This is a genomic window from Actinomyces sp. HMSC08A09, from assembly GCF_001807465.1.
Classification (GTDB): Bacteria; Actinomycetota; Actinomycetes; order Actinomycetales; family Actinomycetaceae; genus Actinomyces; species Actinomyces oris.
The window spans coordinates 37,686-57,589 of sequence record NZ_KV789133.1; the positions used below are offsets into that span (position 1 = coordinate 37,686).

Annotated in this window: 18 protein-coding genes; 15 read left to right on the forward strand and 3 right to left on the reverse strand. The window is 70.5% G+C overall.

Annotated features, from left to right (window positions below; all coding sequences use genetic code 11):
• Nucleotides 1-162: 162 nt before the first annotated feature.
• The 5 genes from HMPREF3165_RS08460 (at nt 163) to HMPREF3165_RS08480 (ending at nt 6,663) form a co-directional block, all read left to right on the forward strand.
• Nucleotides 163-1,053 carry a hypothetical protein gene (locus HMPREF3165_RS08460; protein WP_070512450.1) on the forward strand — a complete coding sequence of 297 codons (891 nt, stop codon included), beginning with the start codon at nt 163-165 and terminating at the stop codon, nt 1,051-1,053.
• Between the two features lie 165 nt (nt 1,054-1,218).
• Nucleotides 1,219-1,764, forward strand: a complete 546-nt coding sequence (locus HMPREF3165_RS08465; protein ID WP_070512452.1) for a hypothetical protein — start codon at nt 1,219-1,221, stop codon at nt 1,762-1,764.
• A gap of 78 nt (nt 1,765-1,842) precedes the next feature.
• Entirely contained in the window at nt 1,843-3,474 is a 1,632-nt protein-coding gene (gene hflX, locus HMPREF3165_RS08470) for a GTPase HflX (protein WP_070512455.1), read from the forward strand.
• A gap of 8 nt (nt 3,475-3,482) precedes the next feature.
• The gene (locus HMPREF3165_RS08475; protein ID WP_070512458.1) at nt 3,483-5,543 is read left to right on the forward strand and encodes an ATP-dependent DNA helicase; all 2,061 of its coding nucleotides are present in this window, start codon (nt 3,483-3,485) and stop codon (nt 5,541-5,543) included.
• A gap of 118 nt (nt 5,544-5,661) precedes the next feature.
• A complete protein-coding gene (locus HMPREF3165_RS08480; RefSeq protein WP_004565208.1) occupies nt 5,662-6,663 on the forward strand; it encodes an L-lactate dehydrogenase in 1,002 nt (333 codons plus the stop codon).
• Between the two features lie 73 nt (nt 6,664-6,736).
• Here the strand turns inward: HMPREF3165_RS08480 and lexA are convergent, their stop codons facing one another.
• Entirely contained in the window at nt 6,737-7,525 is a 789-nt protein-coding gene (gene lexA, locus HMPREF3165_RS08485; RefSeq protein ID WP_020991594.1) for a transcriptional repressor LexA, read from the reverse strand.
• Between the two features lie 213 nt (nt 7,526-7,738).
• Here lexA and HMPREF3165_RS08490 point away from each other — a divergent pair, with 213 nt between their 5' ends.
• The 3 genes from HMPREF3165_RS08490 to HMPREF3165_RS08500 all read left to right on the forward strand — a co-directional run bounded on the left by HMPREF3165_RS08490 (nt 7,739) and on the right by HMPREF3165_RS08500 (nt 10,277).
• Complete coding sequence (locus HMPREF3165_RS08490; RefSeq protein ID WP_070512463.1) at nt 7,739-8,488, forward strand: LysM peptidoglycan-binding domain-containing protein; 750 nt, start codon at nt 7,739-7,741, stop codon at nt 8,486-8,488.
• Nucleotides 8,489-8,595: 107 nt separating this feature from the next.
• Nucleotides 8,596-9,051, forward strand: coding sequence for a transcriptional regulator NrdR (nrdR, locus tag HMPREF3165_RS08495; protein ID WP_020991593.1), 456 nt, complete (start codon nt 8,596-8,598; stop codon nt 9,049-9,051).
• Between the two features lie 83 nt (nt 9,052-9,134).
• Nucleotides 9,135-10,277, forward strand: a complete 1,143-nt coding sequence (locus HMPREF3165_RS08500) for a glycosyltransferase (protein ID WP_070512465.1) — start codon at nt 9,135-9,137, stop codon at nt 10,275-10,277.
• Nucleotides 10,278-10,339: 62 nt separating this feature from the next.
• Here the strand turns inward: HMPREF3165_RS08500 and HMPREF3165_RS08505 are convergent, their stop codons facing one another.
• Complete coding sequence (locus HMPREF3165_RS08505; RefSeq protein ID WP_004565203.1) at nt 10,340-11,089, reverse strand: IclR family transcriptional regulator; 750 nt, start codon at nt 11,087-11,089, stop codon at nt 10,340-10,342.
• 202 nt (nt 11,090-11,291) lie between these two features.
• Here HMPREF3165_RS08505 and leuC point away from each other — a divergent pair, with 202 nt between their 5' ends.
• The 7 genes from leuC to HMPREF3165_RS08540 all read left to right on the forward strand — a co-directional run bounded on the left by leuC (nt 11,292) and on the right by HMPREF3165_RS08540 (nt 19,383).
• Complete coding sequence (gene leuC, locus HMPREF3165_RS08510; protein WP_009405579.1) at nt 11,292-12,785, forward strand: 3-isopropylmalate dehydratase large subunit; 1,494 nt, start codon at nt 11,292-11,294, stop codon at nt 12,783-12,785.
• Between the two features lie 81 nt (nt 12,786-12,866).
• Nucleotides 12,867-13,520, forward strand: coding sequence for a 3-isopropylmalate dehydratase small subunit (gene leuD, locus HMPREF3165_RS08515; RefSeq protein ID WP_004565201.1), 654 nt, complete (start codon nt 12,867-12,869; stop codon nt 13,518-13,520).
• A 246-nt stretch (nt 13,521-13,766) separates the two neighbouring features.
• Nucleotides 13,767-15,089, forward strand: a complete 1,323-nt coding sequence (gene murA / locus HMPREF3165_RS08520) for a UDP-N-acetylglucosamine 1-carboxyvinyltransferase (RefSeq protein WP_009747258.1) — start codon at nt 13,767-13,769, stop codon at nt 15,087-15,089.
• Nucleotides 15,090-15,215: 126 nt separating this feature from the next.
• The gene (locus HMPREF3165_RS08525) at nt 15,216-15,983 is read left to right on the forward strand and encodes a lysophospholipid acyltransferase family protein (protein WP_070512468.1); all 768 of its coding nucleotides are present in this window, start codon (nt 15,216-15,218) and stop codon (nt 15,981-15,983) included.
• The gene (locus HMPREF3165_RS08530) at nt 15,980-17,035 is read left to right on the forward strand and encodes an NAD(P)H-dependent glycerol-3-phosphate dehydrogenase (protein WP_070512470.1); all 1,056 of its coding nucleotides are present in this window, start codon (nt 15,980-15,982) and stop codon (nt 17,033-17,035) included. The genes HMPREF3165_RS08525 and HMPREF3165_RS08530 overlap by 4 nt, the downstream gene beginning before the upstream one ends.
• An 85-nt stretch (nt 17,036-17,120) precedes the next feature.
• Nucleotides 17,121-18,287 carry a D-alanine--D-alanine ligase family protein gene (locus tag HMPREF3165_RS08535; RefSeq protein ID WP_070512473.1) on the forward strand — a complete coding sequence of 389 codons (1,167 nt, stop codon included), beginning with the start codon at nt 17,121-17,123 and terminating at the stop codon, nt 18,285-18,287.
• A complete protein-coding gene (locus HMPREF3165_RS08540) occupies nt 18,274-19,383 on the forward strand; it encodes a thiamine-phosphate kinase (protein ID WP_070512475.1) in 1,110 nt (369 codons plus the stop codon). Before HMPREF3165_RS08535 ends, HMPREF3165_RS08540 begins: the two co-directional genes overlap by 14 nt.
• 108 nt (nt 19,384-19,491) lie before the next feature.
• Here the strand turns inward: HMPREF3165_RS08540 and rpmB are convergent, their stop codons facing one another.
• A complete protein-coding gene (gene rpmB, locus HMPREF3165_RS08545; RefSeq protein ID WP_003785965.1) occupies nt 19,492-19,683 on the reverse strand; it encodes a 50S ribosomal protein L28 in 192 nt (63 codons plus the stop codon).
• Nucleotides 19,684-19,904: the final 221 nt, after the last annotated feature.

Consider the following 19,904-nt stretch of genomic DNA (forward strand, 5'->3'; position numbering starts at 1 on the left):
CAGGCTACCCGGGCTCTGCTCGTCGACAGAGGGAGGAAACCAAGACGGTCATCAGTCCGCTGCCCCTTGCCAGGCGAGGAGTGCCGATTTTGCGAGACGCGGCTTTTTGATAATACGATCGCGTCTCCATAGGGGTGCGGACGGTAGGAGAGGGATGTTGTCATGAGCCGATACAGGGCTCTCGCAAAGGCGCTCAGCGGCTGGGCAATCTTGACGTTGGGGGTGACTCTTTCGATAGCGATCGCACAGGCTGTCGGATCCAGGACTGAGACCGGACCTGCAATCATTCGCGTGTCTCAGGCAGTTCTGGTCACATTGTTCGTTGTTCCCGCGATCGTGGCTTGTCGTCGTCTCCTTGACCGCAGGACTCTCGCAGGGATGGGCCTATCACGTCACTGGCCCGCCGCGGCCGCGACCGGGGTGGCCGTCGCTGTCGTGACCGGGGCTGTTGTGTGGACACCCGTGTTCTTGATCGGCTGGGCCCGGTTCGATCACCTCGAACCGGTGGCGCTCGCAACCTTCCTCGCAGTCAACGCGGTCGTCCTGCTACTGTACGAGGCATTGCCGGAGGAGATCGCGCTGCGCGGCTACGGGTGGTCGACTCTACGGGAAAGTTGGGGCCCGCTCGCGGCCACCATGACGATCACGGTTCTCTTCTGCCTCAGTACGGCGTTCAGCAATCTGATTCGAATGACGTCAACGCTCGTTCTAGGGGGTGGAACGACGGGCTTCTCTCTGGCGCCGAGCGGTAACGACCCCTTTTTCTACATAGTTTTGCTGTTCGTCTTCGGCCTCACACTGGTTGCGGCCCGACGGATCCCACTACCGGGTGCGCTCACCTCTGCGATCGCCTTCCATTTCACGTTTCTCACCATCAACCGCGTGCTTATGGGTGGTCTTGGCTGGATCGACTCCGGGGTCGGGATCGAGTTCGCCACGCCCGAGGTGGCCGGGATCAGCCTTGTGCACGCTGCGCTTGCCGGAACTGTCTTCATGGTGGTGCGGCGGTGGCTGGAACGCCGCACAGCGGTTGTATCGAGGCGGGTAGCCTGATGTGATGACGATGTCTCCGCTACCATCCGACCCCGTGTCGGAAGGTCCGGTAGCACATCGGAGAAGCCAACGGGAGGCGCCTCCGGCACCGTCCTCGGAGCCCTCGCCCCGAACATCGAGGTCTACGTCCTCGGGGAGAACCTGCGGTGCCTGGCCGCCCGGGCCATGGCCACAGGTGTGGCGATCATCGGGGCGCTTCGCGTCTCCAGCCCCTGGTTCTGGCCCGGAGTCGCCGGCGGGACCGCACTGGTGCTCTGGTCCTGCTCCCGCGTCCTGCCTGCAGGGACCCTGTGCCTGGCGGTCGGCCGGCGCGCGGGCATCGCCACCCTGATGTGGGTGTGCGCCTTTTTCCTGACCCTGGACTACCTGGTTGCTCCCAGCGCCCACGATGTCCTGGACATGGCCCCGACCCAGATCGGCTGGGCGCTCACCGCAGGCGGTATCGGCTGGCCGGTCGTCGCGCTTGTCTGCGGGGCCCATCCGGCGCGGGAACTGAAGGCCTACCGCCGCCGCACCACGCTGGCCGCGGTCTTCGTCGCCCCTACGGCATCCGGTGTCGAGACGGACCGGCTGTGGCCGACACTCATCTTGCTCGCCGTGGGGCTTCTCCGCACCCCGCTGCTGGCCCGACGCGCCGCCCGAGTCGGCGGGTGGCCCCACGCGCCCGCGGGCAGTACCATCGCCCCCATGTGGATCCTTCGTATGCGCTGAAACGGCGGCCGGCGCCGCTCCCCGCCAGAACCATCGCGCCCCATCGGAGGGGCGCAGGCATACGACGAAGGACAATTTGTGACCCATCACCACTCCACGACCCCCAGCACCCCTTCCACCCCCGAGGATGCGGCAGACCTCCGCGACAACCGCGACGTCCACGAGGGTCGTGACGTTCACGACGTCCATGACGTTGTGGCCCGGGTCCTCTCCCGGACCGGAACCGCCCTGGCCTCCACCGCCGCCCAGCACGAGCACGCCGGTGGCTACGCGGACGGCCTCGACGACGGCGCCCTGGAGCGGGAGGCCCGCGCCGCCCGCCGCCGTGTGGCCGGACTGTCCACCGAGCTGGAGGACGTCAGCGAGGTCGAGTACCGCCAGGTCCGCCTGGAGAAGGTCGTCCTGGTCGGCCTGGAGCTGCCCCGGCCCCACGGCCCGGCCACTGGCGCACCGGGCGGCAGCGGCCAGGTGCGCGACACCCAGGACGCCGACACCTCCCTGCGAGAGCTGGCCGCCCTGGCCCAGACCGCCGGCAGCGAGGTCCTCGACGCCCTCATCCAGAAGCGCGACCACCCCGATCCCGCCACCTACCTGGGCAGCGGCAAGGCGCGTGAGCTGGCTGACGTCGTGGCCGCGGCCGGCGCCGACACGGTGATCGTCGACGGCGAGCTCGCCCCCTCCCAGCGCCGAGCCCTGGAGGACGTCGTCGGCGTCAAGGTCGTCGACCGTACCGCCCTCATCCTGGACATCTTCGCCCAGCACGCCAAGTCCCGCGAGGGCAAGGCCCAGGTCGAGCTCGCCCAGCTCGAGTACCTCCTGCCGCGTCTGCGCGGATGGGGCGAGTCCATGTCCCGACAGGCCGGAGGCCGCGTGGCCGCCGGTCAGGGCATCGGCTCGCGCGGCCCCGGAGAGACCAAGATCGAGCTCGACCGGCGCCGCATCCGCCAGCGCATGGCCCGCCTGCGCCGCGAGATCCAAGCCATGGCGCCCTCACGCGAAACGAAACGGGGCTCGCGCCGACGCGGGGCCATCCCCTCGGTGGCGATCGCCGGCTACACCAACGCCGGCAAGTCCTCCCTCATGAACCGCCTCACCGAGGCCGGCATCATGGTTGAGGACGCCCTGTTCGCCACCCTCGACCCCACCGTCCGGCGGGCCGAGACCTCCGAAGGACGCACCTACACCCTCACCGACACCGTCGGTTTCGTGCGCAACCTGCCCCACGAGCTCATTGAGGCCTTCCGCTCCACCCTGGAGGAGGTCGCCGGGGCCGACCTCGTGCTGCACGTCGTCGACGCCGCCCACCCCGACCCCCTCAGCCAGGTGGCCGCCGTGCGCACCGTCCTGTCTGAGATCCCCGGCGCCCTGGACGTGCCCGAGCTCATCGTCCTGAACAAGACCGACCTCGCCGACGCCGTCACCCTGGCTGCGCTGCGCACCGGCCTGCCCAGGGCGGTCGCGGTCTCGGCCCGCACCGGGCAGGGGATCGAGGAGCTGCGCGCCCGCATCGAGCAGATGCTGCCCCACCCGCAGGTGAGCATCGACGTCGTGGTGCCCTACTCCCGTGGGGACCTCGTCTCCCGGGTCCACGCCGAGGGCGAGATCGACACAGTCGACTACGTCGAGGCGGGCACTCACGTCGTCGCGCGCGTCGGTGCCGCCCTGGCGGCCGAGATCGAGGGCGCCTCCGCAGGCGTCACCGTCGACTGAGAGGCGCCGTGACCCCGAGCGAGCCGAGCCGCACGGACCGGCCTGACACTGACGGCGCCGGCGACCGCAGGGTCCTGGACGTCCTGGATACCGCGGTGCGCACCATGGGCGGCAGCCCCCGCCAGGGGCAGACCACCATGGCCCGGGAGGCCGCCCAGACCCTGGCCGACGGCACCCACCTCCTGGTGCAGGCCGGCACTGGGACGGGGAAGTCATTGGGCTACCTGGTGCCCGCCATGGTCCATGCCGTGCAGGCCGGTGCCCGGGTCGTGGTCTCCACCGCCACCCTGGCCCTGCAACGGCAGATCCTCACCAAGGACGCGCCCCTGGCCGCCGACGCCGTCGAGCAGGTCACCGGCACCCGCCCCGAGGTGGCCCTGCTCAAGGGGTGGCAGAACTACCTGTGCCGCCACCGCCTGGACGGCGGCTACCCGCCGGAGGAGGACGAGGCCGCGCTCTTCGGCGTCGGGGACGCCATCGCCCAGCCGGCCGCCGGGCACGGGAGCGACGCGAGCCTGGGCGAGCAGGTGGTCCGCCTGCGCGAGTGGGCGGCCAGGACGGACACCGGTGACCGCGACGATCTTGTCCCCGGCGTCTCCCAGCGCGCATGGGCCCAGGTCTCCGTCTCCCGGGCCGAGTGCCTGGGACAGTCCTGCCCCCTGAAGTCCGAGTGCTTCCCCGAGCTGGCGCGCGCCGCCGCCTCCCGGGCCGATCTCGTGGTGACCAACCACGCCATGCTCGGCGTGGTCGTGGCCGGCAACCCCGGGGTCCTGCCCGACCACCAGGTCCTCATCGTCGACGAGGCCCACGAGCTGGCCGACCGCATCCGCTCCCAGGGCACCATCGCCCTGTCGGCGGCCGCCGTGGCGCGCACCGCCGCCACCGCCCGCAAGCACGCCTCCGTGCTGGTCAGCGAGCTGGAGTCCGCGGGCCAGACCCTCCAGCTCGCGCTGGCCGAGTTGCCCGACGGCCGCCTGGAGGCGCCCCTGCCCACCGCCCTGCACGACGCGCTCGTGCTCCTGGACGGCGCCGCCCGCCAGGTCGCCTCCGACGTGCGCGACCAGGCCCGCGCCCTGGGGCGCGACCGCTCCAGCGAGGCCGCCGGGGGCCTGGCGGTCGCCCGCACCGCTGTCGCGGACCTGGTCGACGCCCTGGACCGCATGACCTCGGACTTGGTGGCCCAGGGACGCGACGTGGCCTGGATCGAGCGTCCCCGCATGGGCGCCGAGCCCCCGCGCCTCCTCCTGGCCCCCATCGAGGTCGCCGGATCGGTGGCCGGCCACCTGCTCAACGGCCGCGCCAGCGTCATGACGTCGGCGACCCTCGCCCTGGGGGACAGCTTCGATCCCATGGCCCGCTCCCTGGGTCTGACCCTGGCCGAGCAGCCCTGGAGAGGCCTCGACGTCGGCTCCCCCTTCGACTACCCCCGTCAGGGCATCCTCTATGTGGCCGCCCACCTGCCCCGCCCCGGCTCCGGCATCTCCGAGGCGGCCCTGGATGAGATGCTCGCCCTGGTCGAGGCCTCCGAAGGCGGCATGCTGGGCCTGTTCTCCTCCCGGCGCGCCGCCCAGGAGGCCGCCGAGGTGCTGCGCGGAGCCACCGACCTGCCCGTCTACGCCCAGGGCGACGACCAGCTGCCCACCCTGGTGCGGGCCTTCGCCGAGGACGAGGCGGCCTGCCTGGTGGGCACCCTCTCGCTGTGGCAGGGCGTGGACGTGCCCGGGCGCACCTGCCGCCTCGTCGTCATCGACCGCATCCCCTTCCCCCGGCCCGACGACCCGGTCGCCCAGGCCCGCACCGACGCCGTCGTGGCCTCCGGCGGCAATGGCTTCATGAGCGTGTCGGCCACCCACGCGGCCCTGCTCCTGGCCCAGGGGGCGGGGCGTCTCATCCGCCGCAGCCAGGACCGCGGCGTCGTCGCCGTCCTGGACTCGCGTCTGCGCACGGCGCGCTACGGGGGATTTCTCACCCGCTCCATGCCCGCCCTGTGGCCGACGACGAAGCCCGATGTGGTCCGTGCCGCTCTGAGGCGTCTTGCTCTCCGTTCCGATGCCCCGGGGGAGGAGTGAACCCGTCGGCTGGGCCTTTGGGTATGTGCCCCTCGGGAGGATATGCACGTAGGCTTGGCGCGAGCGGGTGCTCGCGCCCCTGCGGTCCTGCCCAGCAGATCCCATTGAGGAGAAGAACGTGTCAGACCACATCACCACTACCGCTGAAGGCTCCTACCCCACCAACCGTTCCGGCCGCCCCTCCAAAGTCGCTGTCATCGGTGCCGGGGCCGTCGGCTCCACCCTCGCCTACGCCTGCGTGACCAAGGGCGTTGCCCGCGAGGTCGTGCTGCAGGACATCGTCAAGGAGAAGGTCGAGGCCGAGGCCCTCGACATCGCCCAGGGAATCCAGTTCACCTCCGCCGGCTCCGTCTCCGGCTCCGACGACCCCGAGATCTGCCGCGACGCGGACGTCATCGCCATCACCGCCGGCGCCAAGCAGAAGCCCGGCCAGTCCCGCCTCGAGCTGGCCGGCGCCACCGTCGGCATCATGGAGAAGATCCTCCCCAAGCTGGTCGAGGTCGCTCCCAACGCCATCTTCGTCCTCGTGGCCAACCCGGTGGACGTGGTCACCTACTGCGCCAAGAAGATCACCGGTCTGCCCGAGAACCAGGTCTTCGGCTCCGGCACGGTGCTGGACACCGCCCGGATGCGGTACCTCATCTCCCTGGAGACCGGCACGGCCGTCCAGAACATCCACGGCTACATCGCCGGCGAGCACGGCGACTCCGAGGTGCCCCTGTGGTCCTCCACCGAGATCGGCGGTGTGCCGATCACCCAGTGGGGCACCACCCTCGACGGCGGCGTGTTCGACGAGTCCAAGCGTGAGCGCATCGCCCACGACGTGGTCCGCTCCGCCTACCGCATCATCGAGGGCAAGGGCGCCACCAACTACGCCGTCGGCCTGGCCGTGCAGCGCATCATCGGCGCCGTCCTCAACGACGAGCAGCGGGTGCTCACCATCTCCCCGCTGCTGGACAACTGGCACGGCATCTCCGACGTGTGCATGGCCGTCCCCACGATCGTGGGACGTGAGGGCGCCGGGCGCCGCCTCGAGCTGCCCCTGACCCCCGAGGAGAAGGAGCGTCTGACCGCCTCCGCCGACCACCTGCGCGAGGTCGCACGCGGCCTGGGCTACTGAGCCACCGGTCTGAAACACGGAAGGACCGCCCCGGTCAACGGGGCGGTCCTTCCGTCATGCGGGCCTGGCGTGCCTACAGGGCGCGCAGCACCGTCACCACCTTGCCCATGATCGTGGCCTGGTCTCCGTCGATCGGGGCGTAGCTGGAGTTGCGGGGGAGCAGCCACTGGTGGCCGTCGCGTCGCGAGAGCACCTTGACTGTGGCCGAGGCGCCGTCGACGTCCTCGATCATGGCCGCCACGATCTCGCCGTTGGCCGCGTCGGGCTGGGAGCGCACCACCACCCAGTCACCGTCACAGATGGCGGCCTCGATCATCGAGTCCCCGTGCACCTCCAGCATGAAGAGCTCGCCCTCGCCGGTCAGGCGGCGGGGCAGGGCCATGACATCGGTGACCTCCTGCTCCGCCAGGATCGGGGCCCCGGCGGCGATGCGTCCCACCAGCGGAACGGCGACCGCCTCCCCGTCCTCGACGCCGGGGACGCTGGGGGAGTCGAGTGAGGTAACGTGAGCGCTGCCGGGGGTGGCCGCGCGGCCGCTCGGTGCGCTGTCGGCGCAGACGACCTCCATCGCCCGAGGCCGATTCGGGTCTCGGCGCACCAGGCCCAGGCGCTCGAGCTTGTCCAGCTGGTGCTTGACGGAGGAGGGGCTGGTCAGGCCCACCTGCTCGCCGATCTCACGCAGTGAGGGCGGGTAGCCGTGGGTGGCGATGGCCGCGCGGACGGCCTCATAGACTGCGCGGGCGCGCTTGTCGAGGTCGTTGATGACCTCCGTGACCGCTGCTGCGCTGATCTGCTCAGCACCGCCGGCTCCGGCGTGCGGCATCGGGGTCGATGAGTCGCCCTGGCGTGCTGTGGTGCTCATAGTCCTGGCCCTCCCTGCCGGACGGCCCTCAGGCCCGGGGGCGTCAAGGGCGCGGAATAGATGTCGGTGGTCCGTGATCGTCTTGGACATGACCAGCCTACCGGCGACGCGACCACGATTCAAACACATGTTCGAAGACATGCTGGACGTGTTGCCTCTCAGGCGCTAATGTATCGAACAAACGTTCGTCGAACATGTGTTCAGGAGGTTGCCGTGAGTGCCATCGCCATCCCGCTCCCGTCCCGTCAGGCTTCTCGGGCTCGGAGTGATGAGCCCGTCGCCGGGCCGGCCAGTGGCCGGGCCGGCGGGCAGTCCTCCCGTCGGCCTCGGTTGAGGCTGGTCACTGACGACTTCGTCCCCGAGGCTCCTGTGGGGCGTAGTGTCGAGGGCGCGCAGCGCCCCGGGGTCGCATCCGCTCGTGTCCCGGCGCTGCCGGCAGCGCTGCCAATGCGTCGCCCCGCGGCGCCTGCTGCACTGCGGGGTCGTCGCTCGGAGCTGGAGAGGCTGGCCCCGCAGCACCCGGCGGTGCGTGCCGCTGGGCTGCGACGTAGCGCCCTGCAGGAGGAGGGTCGGAGAGGCGGCGCCGCTCAGCGTCCCGGCAAGGGGGAGCCCGTCCCGTCCCGCCCGCGGGAGGCGGTGGAGACGGAGGTGCGCTCCCCAGGTGGACTGCGGCTTCTTCGTGGCGGTCTTGCGGTCGTCGCCGCGGCCCTCGTGCTCGCATGCAGCGGACTGGCCATCGGGGCCCTGGCGGGCATGGCCTGGGCGGGCCCCGCTACGGCGGTTGCGCAGGTGCAGGCGGATACCACCACCACGGTGGTTCGTCCCGGTCAGTCCCTGTGGGACATCGCCGAGGCGAGCGGGACCGCGGACGTCCCGGGGATGGTGGCCCGGATCGCCGAGCTCAACGACCTGAAGGGAACGACCATCCGTGCCGGGCAGACGCTGGAGATCCCTGCGGCGTGAGAACTCGTGCACGGATCGCACCTTGAGGCGGGCTTGCGGGGCGGCCCGCCGGGCGTTTACTCTCCGATGGACTGACACGTAGTCCAGTGAGTTCGGAGGTTGTAGGCGTGCACTGCCCCTTCTGCCGTCATGACGGCTCGCGCGTTGTCGACTCCCGGACCGCTGAGGACGGCACCTCCATCCGTCGTCGTCGTGAGTGTCAGCAGTGCGGGCGTCGATTCACCACATTGGAGACCGCCAGCCTGTCGGTCCGCAAGCGCTCCGGCGTCGTCGAGCCCTTCCGCCGGGACAAGGTCGTGGTCGGGGTCAGGCGCGCCTGCCAGGGGCGCCCCGTGTCCGACGATCAGCTCGCGCTCCTGGCGCACCAGGTTGAGGAGGCCATCCGCGCCGGAGGCCAGGCGCTCGTCGACTCCCACGACGTCGGGCTGGCGATCCTGGGCCCCCTGCGTGAGCTGGATCAGATCGCCTACCTGCGCTTCGCCTCGGTCTACTCCTCCTTCGACTCCCTGGAGGACTTCGAGAAGGCCATCGCCGAACTGCGCAGCGCCGAGGCGACCTGCTGACCTCGTCTGCCGACGAGAGTCTGCGAGGCGTGAGGTACCTGTCAGGGGCTTGCGCCGAAGAAGGACGTGGCAGACTTGAAGCCATGCGCGTCCTCATCGTCTCCGACTGCTATGCGCCCAGGCTGGGCGGCATCGAGACTCAGGTGCGGGATCTCGCCCGCAACCTGAAGCTGGCCGGCCACGAGCCCGCCGTCGTCACCGCCACGCCGGTCGGTGACGGTCGTGGCCGCAGCGTCGAAAGGGTCGATGGTTTCCCCGTCTACCGCACCACCGCGCATCTGCCCAGTGAGCTGCCCGTTCATCCTCGAGCCGGCCGCGAGCTCGACGACCTCCTGTCCCGCCTGCGCCCCGACGTCGTTCACGCCCACGTCGGCGTCGTCTCGCCCTTCGCCTGGTCCGGCATCGCCGCCGCCCGACGAGCGCGGCTCCCGCTGGCCGTCACCTTCCACTGCGTCCTGGGACCCTGGGCGCGCGTGTCCGGAGCATTGGGGCCCGTCAGCCCCGTGCGCCTGTGGCAGCGCGGCGGCGCCGACCTGACGGCCGTGTCCTCCATGCTCGCCGCCCAGGTCCGCCGCGCCGGTGCTGGCGACCCCGTCACCGTTCTACCCAATGGCATCACCGTCGAGGACTGGCACCTGGAGCGCCCCGGCCCCCAGGAACGACGGCCTCACCGGCCGGTCACGGTCGTGGCCTCCCTGCGGTGGGTCGAGCGTAAGCGCCCCCTGCAGGTCGTGCGCGCCTTCGCTCAGGCGGTCAGGAGCACCCCCGGCACCGATGCGATCCTCAAGATCTACGGGGACGGCCCGCTGCGTGAGCGACTCACCCGGGAGGTCGCCGAGTCCGGCCTGGCCGACCGCATCGAGCTCGTGGGGCGCGTCGAGCGCACTGAGCTCGCCCAGGCCTTCACACGTGCAGACATCTACCTGCAGACCTCGCCCGCCGAGTCCTTCGGCATCTCCACCCTGGAGGCCCGCAGTGCGGGGCTGGCCGTCGTCGCTATGCGCTCCAGCGGGGTGCGCGACTTCATCACCGACGGCGTCGATGGCCTCCTCGCTGACGACGACGCCGATCTGGGCCGCGAGCTCGCCACTCTCCTGGGGGACGACGAGCTGCTCGAGCGCATCAAGACCCACAACTACGAGGTCGCCCCCTTGGCCGAATGGGGCGCCGTGGCACAGATGAACGTCGAGGCCTACCGGCGCGCCATCGCCCTGGTCGGTGCCTGAGGGCCTGAGGGGCGGTGGGGTGCCGCAGTCGCCGCGAGGGTGGGAATGAGGTGCGACCTCCGTCAGACGGTACTGGTGTCGGTGAGCACCTCGGAGAGCCGACGCGCCGCGGCCATGACCACGTGTCCGTGAACCCGGCCGGGCTGACGCCCCATCCGCTCGATGGGTCCTGAGATCGAGATCGCGGCCACGACCTTGCCTCCGGGACCGCGTACCGGCGCCGAGACGGAGGCGACCCCGGGCTCGCGCTCCCCAACTGACTGAGCCCACCCCCGACGTCGGACCGCTGAGAGCATGGTGGCGGTGAAGCGGGCTCCTACCAGGCCCCGGTGCAGGCGGTCGGGCTCCTCCCAGGCGAGAAGCACCTGGGCCGCCGAGCCGCCCTGCATGGACATGGTGGCGCCCACGGGAATGGAGTCACGCAGCCCGATCGGGCGCTCGGCATTGGCCACGCAGATGCGCACGTCCCCCTGGCGGCGGTAGAGCTGCGCCGACTCGTGGGTCTTGTCGCGCAGAGCCGCCAGCACCGGCCCGGCGGCGGACAGGAGATGGTCCTCTCCTGCGGCGCTGGCCAGCTCGGTGAGCCTGGGGCCCAGAATGAAGCGTCCCTGGGAGTCGCGGGTGACCAGGCGGTGGAACTCCAGGGCGACCGCGATGCGGTGAGCCGTGGGGCGGGCCAGGTGCGTGGTGGACACGAGCTGGGCCAGGGTCGCCGGCCCCGACTCCAGTGCGCTCATCACGAGGGCCGCCTTGTCGATGACGCCGACGCCGCTGCTGTCGTTCTCCGGGGAGTTCTCTGAGGGGCTGTCCATAATCTGATACTGGCATTTCAAGGTATGAGATTTCAAGTTAGGGTCCGCCAGGGAAGCGGCGCAGTGTCAGCATCCTTCAGGCCAAGGCTATGGCCTCGGATGCGGCGCGGCCGCCTCGTGCGGTCTGCGCGAGTCAGTGGCGTCGTCGGGCGCTGCTGAGTGCGGGCGGATCGGGAACACTGTTGCTGAGAGGATGAAGTCGATGGGAATGACTCTCGCCGAGAAGGTCTGGCGCGATCATGTGGTGTCCAAGGGTAGCGATGGCGCCCCCGACCTGCTGTACATCGACCTTCACCTGGTCCACGAGGTCACCAGCCCCCAGGCCTTCGAGGGGCTGCGACTGGCCGGACGCCCGGTGCGTCGTCCCGACCTGACGATCGCCACCGAGGACCACAACACCCCCACTGTGGACATCGACCTGCCGATCGCCGACGTCACCAGCCGCGCTCAGATCGAGACCCTGCGTGCCAACTGCGCCGAGTTCGGGGTGCGGCTGCACTCCCTGGGGGACGCCGACCAGGGGATCGTCCACGCCGTCGGTCCGCAGCTGGGCCTGACCCAGCCCGGCATGACCGTGGTCTGCGGCGACTCCCACACCTCCACTCACGGCGCCTTCGGGGCCCTCGCCTTCGGTATCGGTACCTCCCAGGTCGAGCACGTCCTGGCCACCCAGACCCTGCCCATCGCCCCCTTCAAGACGATGAGCGTCACCATTGACGGGGACCTGCCCTCGGGCAGCGGGGCCAAGGACATCATCCTGGCCATCATCGCCAAGATCGGCACCAACGGCGCCCAGGGGCACGTCATTGAGTACCGCGGGCGGGCCATCGAGCAGCTCTCGATGGAGGCCCGGATGACGATCTGCAACATGAGCATCGAGGGTGGGGCCCGCGCCGGCATGATCGCCCCGGATCAGACCACCTTCGACTACCTCAAGGGCCGTCCTCACGCCCCCGTCGGCGAGGACTGGGACGCCGCCGTGGAGTACTGGTCCAGCCTGCGCACCGATCCCGACGCCGTCTTCGACACCGAGGTGGTGCTGCAGGCCGAGGACATCGAGCCCTTCGTCACCTGGGGAACCAATCCCGGACAGGGCCTGCCGCTGTCCGCCCGGGTCCCCGACCCCGAGGACATCGCCGACGCCACCGAGCGGCTGGCCGCCGAACGGGCCCTGGAGTACATGGACCTCGTTCCGGGAACGCCTCTGCGCGACATCAAGGTCGACACCGTCTTCATCGGCTCGTGCACCAACGGCCGTATCGAGGACCTGCGGGCCGCCGCCGAGGTGGTGCGCGGGCGCAAGAAGGCCGAGGGGCTGCGCATGCTCGTGGTGCCGGCCTCGGCCCGAGTGCGTCTGCAGGCCGAGGCCGAGGGCCTGGACCGGGTCTTCACGAGCTTCGGTGCCGAGTGGCGCAACGCCGGTTGCTCCATGTGCCTGGCCATGAACCCCGACAAGCTCTCCTCCGGGGAGCGTGCGGCCTCCACCTCCAACCGCAACTTCGAGGGGCGTCAAGGAAAGGGTGGGCGAACCCACCTCGTCTCGCCCGTCGTCGCCGCGGCCACCGCCGTGCGAGGGGCGCTGTCGGCCCCGGGAGACCTGCCGCCGCGTCCCGAGGCCACGCAGGACTCGGGTGATATCCCGACGGTCCCGGCGATTGCGCCGGTCTCCGCTGCGCCTGAGGCAACCGTCCAGTAGGGGCCGGCGCGCAGGAGATGAAGGCATACAGGCGAGGACAGGCCCGGTAGGGGCCGAGTAGAGGCAAGGAGCTCAACGACCGTGGACAAGTTCATCCGACACACCGGCATCGGCGCCCCGTTGCGGCGCAGCGCCGTCGACACCGACCAGATCATCCCGGCGGTGTATCTCAAGCGCATCACCCGCACGGGCTTCGACGATGCCCTGTTCGCCTCCTGGCGGGCCGGTGAGCCCGACTTCATCCTCAACCAGGAGGCCTACAAGCGGGCCTCGGTGCTCGTCGCCGGTCCCGACTTCGGCACGGGCTCCTCGCGGGAGCATGCCGTGTGGGCGCTCAAGGACTACGGCTTCAAGGTCGTCCTGGCCCCCCGCTTCGCCGACATCTTCCGCGGCAACGCCGGCAAGCAGGGACTGGTGGCCGGCGTGGTCTCCCAGGAGGACTGCGAGCAGCTGTGGAAGATCCTCGAGACTGAGCCGGGCACCGAGGTGACGGTGGACCTGGAGAACCGCACGGTCGAGGCCGGTTCCTTCCGGTGTGCCTTCTCCATCGATGACTACGTCCGCTGGATTCTCATGGAGGGGCTCGACGACATCTCCCTGACCCTCACCCAGGAGGACGCCATCCGCGCCTACGAGGAGGCCCGTCCGGCCTTCAAGCCGCGCACCCTGCCGGCCAAGCACCTGCCGGCCCAGGAGGTCGTCTCGGCGCGGGCCGCGGATATGCCCCGGCCCTGAGTGGAACCGGGAGAGCCGGCAACGGGAGTGCGGACAAGCTCGTCCTGCGAGTTTCATCGGTATTGGCACGGTCTCAGGTGGGATTAATCGGCACTTTCTGTGAGTCGAAGGCCACCTGATACGGCCCTGAAAAAGGTCCTGGGAGCCCCTTCGGTGCGCTTATGCTGGGATGGCCTCGCGCGCCTGCGCGGGGATGGGTGAGCGGCTCACGCGCGCGGCACGCCCAGATGACGCATGGAGGTGTGCATGGTCGACGGTCTGCTCCAGGTCGAGGGTGGTCGCCCGCTGACTGGTGAGATCACCGTCCGCGGAGCCAAGAACCTGGTTCCCAAGGCGATGGTGGCGGCGCTGCTGGGGTCGACTCCCTCAGTGCTGCGCAACGTCCCGCTCATTCGTGACGTCGACGTGGTCTCGGGGCTGCTGAGCCTGCATGGAGTGAGCATCGACTACGACCAGCGCGAAGGCATCCTCCAGCTGGACCCGTCCAAGGTCGAGTCGGCCCACATGGCCGACATTGACGCGCACGCCGGCTCCTCGCGCATCCCGATCCTCTTCTGCGGTCCGCTCCTGCACCGCCTGGGGGAGGCCTTCATCCCCGACCTGGGCGGGTGCCGTATCGGTGACCGCCCCATCGACTTCCACCTGGAGATCCTGCGCCAGTTCGGCGCCGCGGTCGACAAGCAGGCCCAGGGCATCCGGCTCACCGCGCCACACGGTCTCAAGGGAACCGTCATCGAGCTTCCCTACCCCTCGGTCGGAGCCACCGAGCAGACCCTGCTCACCGCTGTGCGCGCGCACGGACTGACCGAGCTGCGCAATGCCGCCGTCGAGCCCGAGATCATGGACCTGGTCGACGTCCTGCAGAAGATGGGCGCCATCATCTCGGTGGACACCGACCGCACCATCCACGTCGAGGGCGTCGACGAGCTGTGCGGCTACACCCACTCGGCCCTGCCGGACCGCATTGAGGCCGCCTCCTGGGCCTCGGCCGCCCTGGCCACTCGCGGGGACGTGTTCGTGCGTGGAGCCCACCAGAGCCACATGACCACCTTCCTCAACACCTTCCGCAAGGTGGGGGGCGCCTTCGACGTCACCGATGAGGGCATCCGCTTCTACCACCCCGGCGGTGACCTGAAGTCGATCGTGGTGGAGACCAACGTCCACCCCGGCTTCATGACCGACTGGCAGCAGCCCCTCGTCGTGGCGCTCACCCAGGCCCAGGGCCTGTCCATCGTCCACGAGACCGTCTACGAGAACCGCTTCGGCTTCACCGGTGCCCTGTGCAAGATGGGGGCCACCATCCAGGTCTACCGCGAGTGCCTGGGCGGTACCGAGTGCCGCTTCGGCCAGCGCAACTTCTACCACTCCGCGGTCATCTCCGGGCCCACTCCGCTGACCGGTGCCGACATCGTCGTGCCCGACCTGCGCGGCGGCTTCTCTCACCTCATCGCGGCCCTGACCGCCGAGGGCACCAGCCGGGTCGAGGGCGTCAACCTCATCGACCGCGGCTACGAGCACTTCATGTCCAAGTTGGAGTCCCTCAACGCCGCCGTCACCCGCCTGGCCTGAGGCGGGCCGGCCCCAGCCCGTGGGCTCGCGAGGCCGGGGCACCCGTGCGGGCCGCGGGCCCGGCTCGGACGGCCGCGTTCAGAGCGCTGAAGCCGATAGAGTTCACCCGTGCCTGCAACACGCCCCATGACCCCGTTCTACCGCTTCGCCGCGCGCGGGGCGATCATCCCGTTCCTCAAGATGGTCTCCCGGCAGACAGTGAGCGGTCTGGAGAACATCCCCCGCGAGGGCGGCTTCATCGCCGTGGCCAACCACCTGACCGACCTCGACTCGCTCACGGCCATGCGAGCCCTGGTCGATGCCGATGTCCCCGTCTACTCGCTGGCCAAGTCCACCCTGTTCAAGGTACCGGTGCTCGGCTCCATCCTGCGGGCCGGCGGCCAGATCCCGGTCCAGCGGGGCACCCAGAACGCGGCCACGGCCCTCAAGGCCGCCAGTGAGGTCCTGGCCGACGGCGGCGCCATCATGATCTTCCCCGAGGGCACGCTCTCCCGCGACCCCCTCAAGTGGCCGATGGTGGCCAAGACCGGGGCGGCCCGGCTGGCCATGACCAGTGGCGCCCCCGTCCTGCCCATGGGGCAGTGGGGGGCCCACGAGATCCTGGACACTTACGGGCGTTCCTTCCACCCCTTCCCCCGCAAGGACGTGCGCGTCACCATCGGTGAGCTCATGGACCTGTCCCACTTCGGGCAGGACACCCAGGACCGCGAGGCCGTGCGCGCCTGCACCGCCGAGATCATGCGTGCCATCACCTCCCTGGTGGAGGAGCTCCGCGGGGAGAAGGCCCCCCGTCCCTTCGACATGCACTACGACGGCGACCCCGGTAAGGGGAAGATCGGCGTGCGCCGCCCCGACCCGTTGCCTGAGGCCGACACTCGGGAGGAGGGGCAGTGAACGGCGTCGAACCCGCATCGAGTGCGCCGCTGCGCCCGGCCGCGGCCGTCATCGGTTCAGGAGCCTGGGGCACCACCTTCGCCAGCCTCCTGGCCCAGGCCGGTACGCCCACGACGATCTGGGCCCGACGCCGGGAGGTGGCCGAGGAGATCAATGCCGGCACCAACGAGCGCTACGTCCCCGGTCACCGCCTGCCGCAGGGCCTGAATGCGACCACCGACCTGGCCCAGGCCGTCACGGGGGCGAGCATCGTCGTCGTGGCCGTGCCCTCCCAGGAGGCCCGGAGGGTCCTGGAGCCCCTCAGGGGCGCCCTGGCCGACGACGCCGTGGCCGTCTCCCTCATGAAGGGCATCGAGCTGGGTACCGGGCTGCGCATGAGCGAGGTCCTGGCTGAGGCCCTGGGCATCGACTCCTCCCGCGTTGTGGTCGTCTCCGGCCCCAACCTCGCCGACGAGATCGCTGCGGGCCAGCCCACCGCCACCGTCGTGGCCGCCGACGACGAGCAGGTCGCCGCCCGGATCGCCTCACTGTGCGCCACCGGCACCTTCCGTCCCTACACCAACACCGACGTCCTGGGCGTCGAGCTGTGCGGGGCGGTCAAGAACGTCATCGCCCTGGCCGTCGGCGCGGCCGCGGGCCGGGGCCTGGGGGACAACTCCAAGGCCACGATCATCACCCGGGGCCTGGTGGAGATCACCCGGCTGGGCCTCAAGCTCGGGGCTCGCCCGGAGACCTTCTCCGGGCTGGCCGGCATGGGGGACCTGGTGGCCACCTGCTCCTCGCCCTTGAGCCGCAACCAGACCTTCGGCCGCCACCTCGGCGAGGGGATGAGCGTGGCCGAGGCCGCTGCGGCCTCCCGAGGCGTGGCCGAGGGCGCCAAGTCGGCCCGCGCCGTCCTGGACCTGGCCCGGGCCCACGGCGTGGACATGCCCATCACCGCCGGGGTCGTCACCGTCGTCGAGGGCGCCGCCAGCGTTGCGCAGGTCACTGACGCGCTATTGGCTCGTCCCCGCAAGTCCGAGGGCGTGCACGCGGCACCGTCGCAGGCCTAGCCTCCCAGGGGTGTGGAGGCCTGCTTTATCCCGGGTTCGTTGTGCATTATCAGTATGTCGGGCGCAGCGCGGTAGCGTGGGACCTATGACAGCCCTCCAGGAAACCGGCCCCTCCGTGCCCAGTTCTGACAAGTCCACCGTGCGTGTTGCCGTCGTCTTCGGCGGACGCAGCGGTGAGCACACGATCTCCTGCGCCACCGCCGCCGGTGTCCTGTCAGCCATCGACCGCGACCGCTACGAGGTCCTTCCGGTGGGCATCACCCCCGAGGGCCAGTGGCTGCTCGTCGAGGACGATCCGGCCGCCCTCGAGCTCAGCGACAACCGCCCCCCGGTGACCATCACCGCCGAGGGCCTGGGACGGGGGAGACTCACCGCACCCCTGGGAGGCGGCGAGCTCACGGTGCTCGGCCCCACGGGGCCTGAGATCCTGGGGCGGGTCGATGTCGTCTTGCCGCTGCTGCACGGGCCCTACGGCGAGGACGGGACCATCCAGGGCATGCTGGAGATGATGGGCATTCCCTACGTCGGCTGCGGGGTGCTGGCCAGTGCCGCGGGCATGGACAAGCAGGTCACCAAGGTGCTCCTGGGGGCCGCGGGCATCGCCACGGCGCCGCACGTCGTCGTCGGCCCCCATGCCTGGAAGCGCGACCCCGAGGCGATCCTGGAGGCCTGCCGGTCCCTGACCTACCCCCTGTTCGTCAAGCCCGCCCGCGCCGGCTCCTCCCTGGGCATCAGCAAGGTCGACCGCCCCGAGGACCTGGCCGGGGCCATCGAGGCGGCCCGCGCGGTCGACCCCAAGGTCCTCGTGGAGAGCGGCATCGTGGGACGCGAGGTCGAGGTCGCCGTCCTTCAGGGCCGCGGCGACGACGCCCCCCGGGTGGCCGAGCCCGGCGAGATCGCCATGGACGCCTCCCAGGGCGCAGGCGAGTTCTACGACTACGAGACCAAGTACCTGGCCCACGACGCCGTGGCCATGGTGTGCCCGGCGCGCATCAGCCCCGAGGCGCGCGATCTCCTCATGGACACCGCCGCCCGGGCCTTCGAGGCGCTCGGCTGCGAGGGACTGGCCCGGGTCGACTTCTTCCTCACCGATGCTGGTGAGGCAGTCGTCAACGAGATCAACACGATGCCCGGATTCACCCCCTTCTCCATGTACCCCTACATGTGGCAGGTCTCCGGCCTGGGCTACACCGAGCTGGTCTCCGAGCTCATTGAGCTGGCCGTGGCCCGCTCCACCGATGTCAACCGCTGAGCCGGCCCCGGCCGGCGCAGAGGCAGCGGGGCAGGGCGCACGGGTCGGTGACCTCAGCGAGGAGGAGCTCCTCGCCGTCATCACCCCCCTCCTGCCCCGCGGCCCGCAGACCCCCGTCGGCACGGGGGACGACTGCGCGGTCCTGTCCTTCCCAGACTCGCGCACGGCCGTGAGCACCGACGTCCTGGTCGAGGGGCGTCACTTCCGCACCCAGTGGTCCACAGGCCGCGACGTCGGGGCTAGGGCCGCGGCCCAGAACCTGGCCGACGCCGCCGCCATGGGGGCCAGGCCCGTCGCGCTGGTCGTCGGCCTGGTCATGCCCGCGTCCACCCCGGTCGGCTGGGTACGGGACTTCGCCCGAGGACTGGCCCAGGGCTGTGAGCCCTGCGGGGCGGGCGTCGTGGGCGGTGACCTCAGTGGCGGTGACTCGCTGATCGTGTCCGTCACGGTCCTGGGCGACCTCGAGGGCAGAGCCCCGGTTCTGCGAAGCGGAGCCCGGCCCGGCGACGCCGTGGTGCACGTCGGAACCCTGGGGCGCAGCGCAGCGGGACTCGCCCTGCTCAGTGCGGGCTCTGACTGCGCATCAGGTTCGGGAGCCGTGGTTCATTCAGGCCAGGAGCACCCACAGGCGTGGGCCTGCATCGAGGCCTTCCGCGCCCCCGCCCCGCCCCTGGCCGCGGGCCGCGACCTGGCACGGGCCGGCGCCACCTCCATGCTGGACGTCTCCGACGGGCTGCTGCGGGATGCCGGTCGGATCGCCCGCGCCAGCGACGTCGTCATCGACCTCGACGATCCTGGCGACCTGCCGGACGCGTCCTTCCTCGAGCCGGTGGCTGCGCTCGTGAGCGGCTGTGACGGATCGGCCGCTCACGCCCTGGCTCGCAGCTGGCTGCTCACCGGGGGAGAGGACCACGGACTGCTCGCCACCGTCCCGGCGCACGCCCATGACCAGCTGCCCGACGGCGCCCGGGTGATCGGCCGGGTCCTGAGTCCGCAGTCCTCACCGGCCCGGGTACTGGGGCACCGACCGGGTGTCCTGCTGGCAGGAGAACCCGCGCGGGAGCATACCGGCTGGGACCACTTCTCCCACGCATGACGGGGCGTCACCCGTTGAAGGACACGGGGAACGACATGGGGTACGACAAAGGCCGCCGACTGCTTGCGCAGCGGCGGCCTCGTGCTCGAAGGACTCGAGATGATGCGCTCAGATGTTGCGCGTCACCTTCCCGGCCTTGAGGCAGGACGTGCACACGTTGAGGCGCTTGGGGGCGCCATTGACGAGAGCACGCACACGCTGGATGTTGGGGTTCCACCGGCGGTTGGTCCGCACGTGGGAGTGCGAGACGCTCTTGCCGAAGATGGGGCCCTTGCCGCAAACGTCGCACACAGCAGCCACGGTCTCACTCCTGATCTTCAATGCTTCAACGCTCAGGCCGATGCCTGGCGCCAGGTCTTACCGCCCAGGCGCGGGGCGCCGGGCAACCCGAACACAATAGCGGACCCGTGTGCGGCGCCCCAAGCCGCCTTAGCGTGCGTTCGGGCACATGCTGCTCTGTATGGAACCCGAGGAGTAAGGGTAGAGTGAGTCGATAGTGTGTTGTATCTCACTGATCAAAG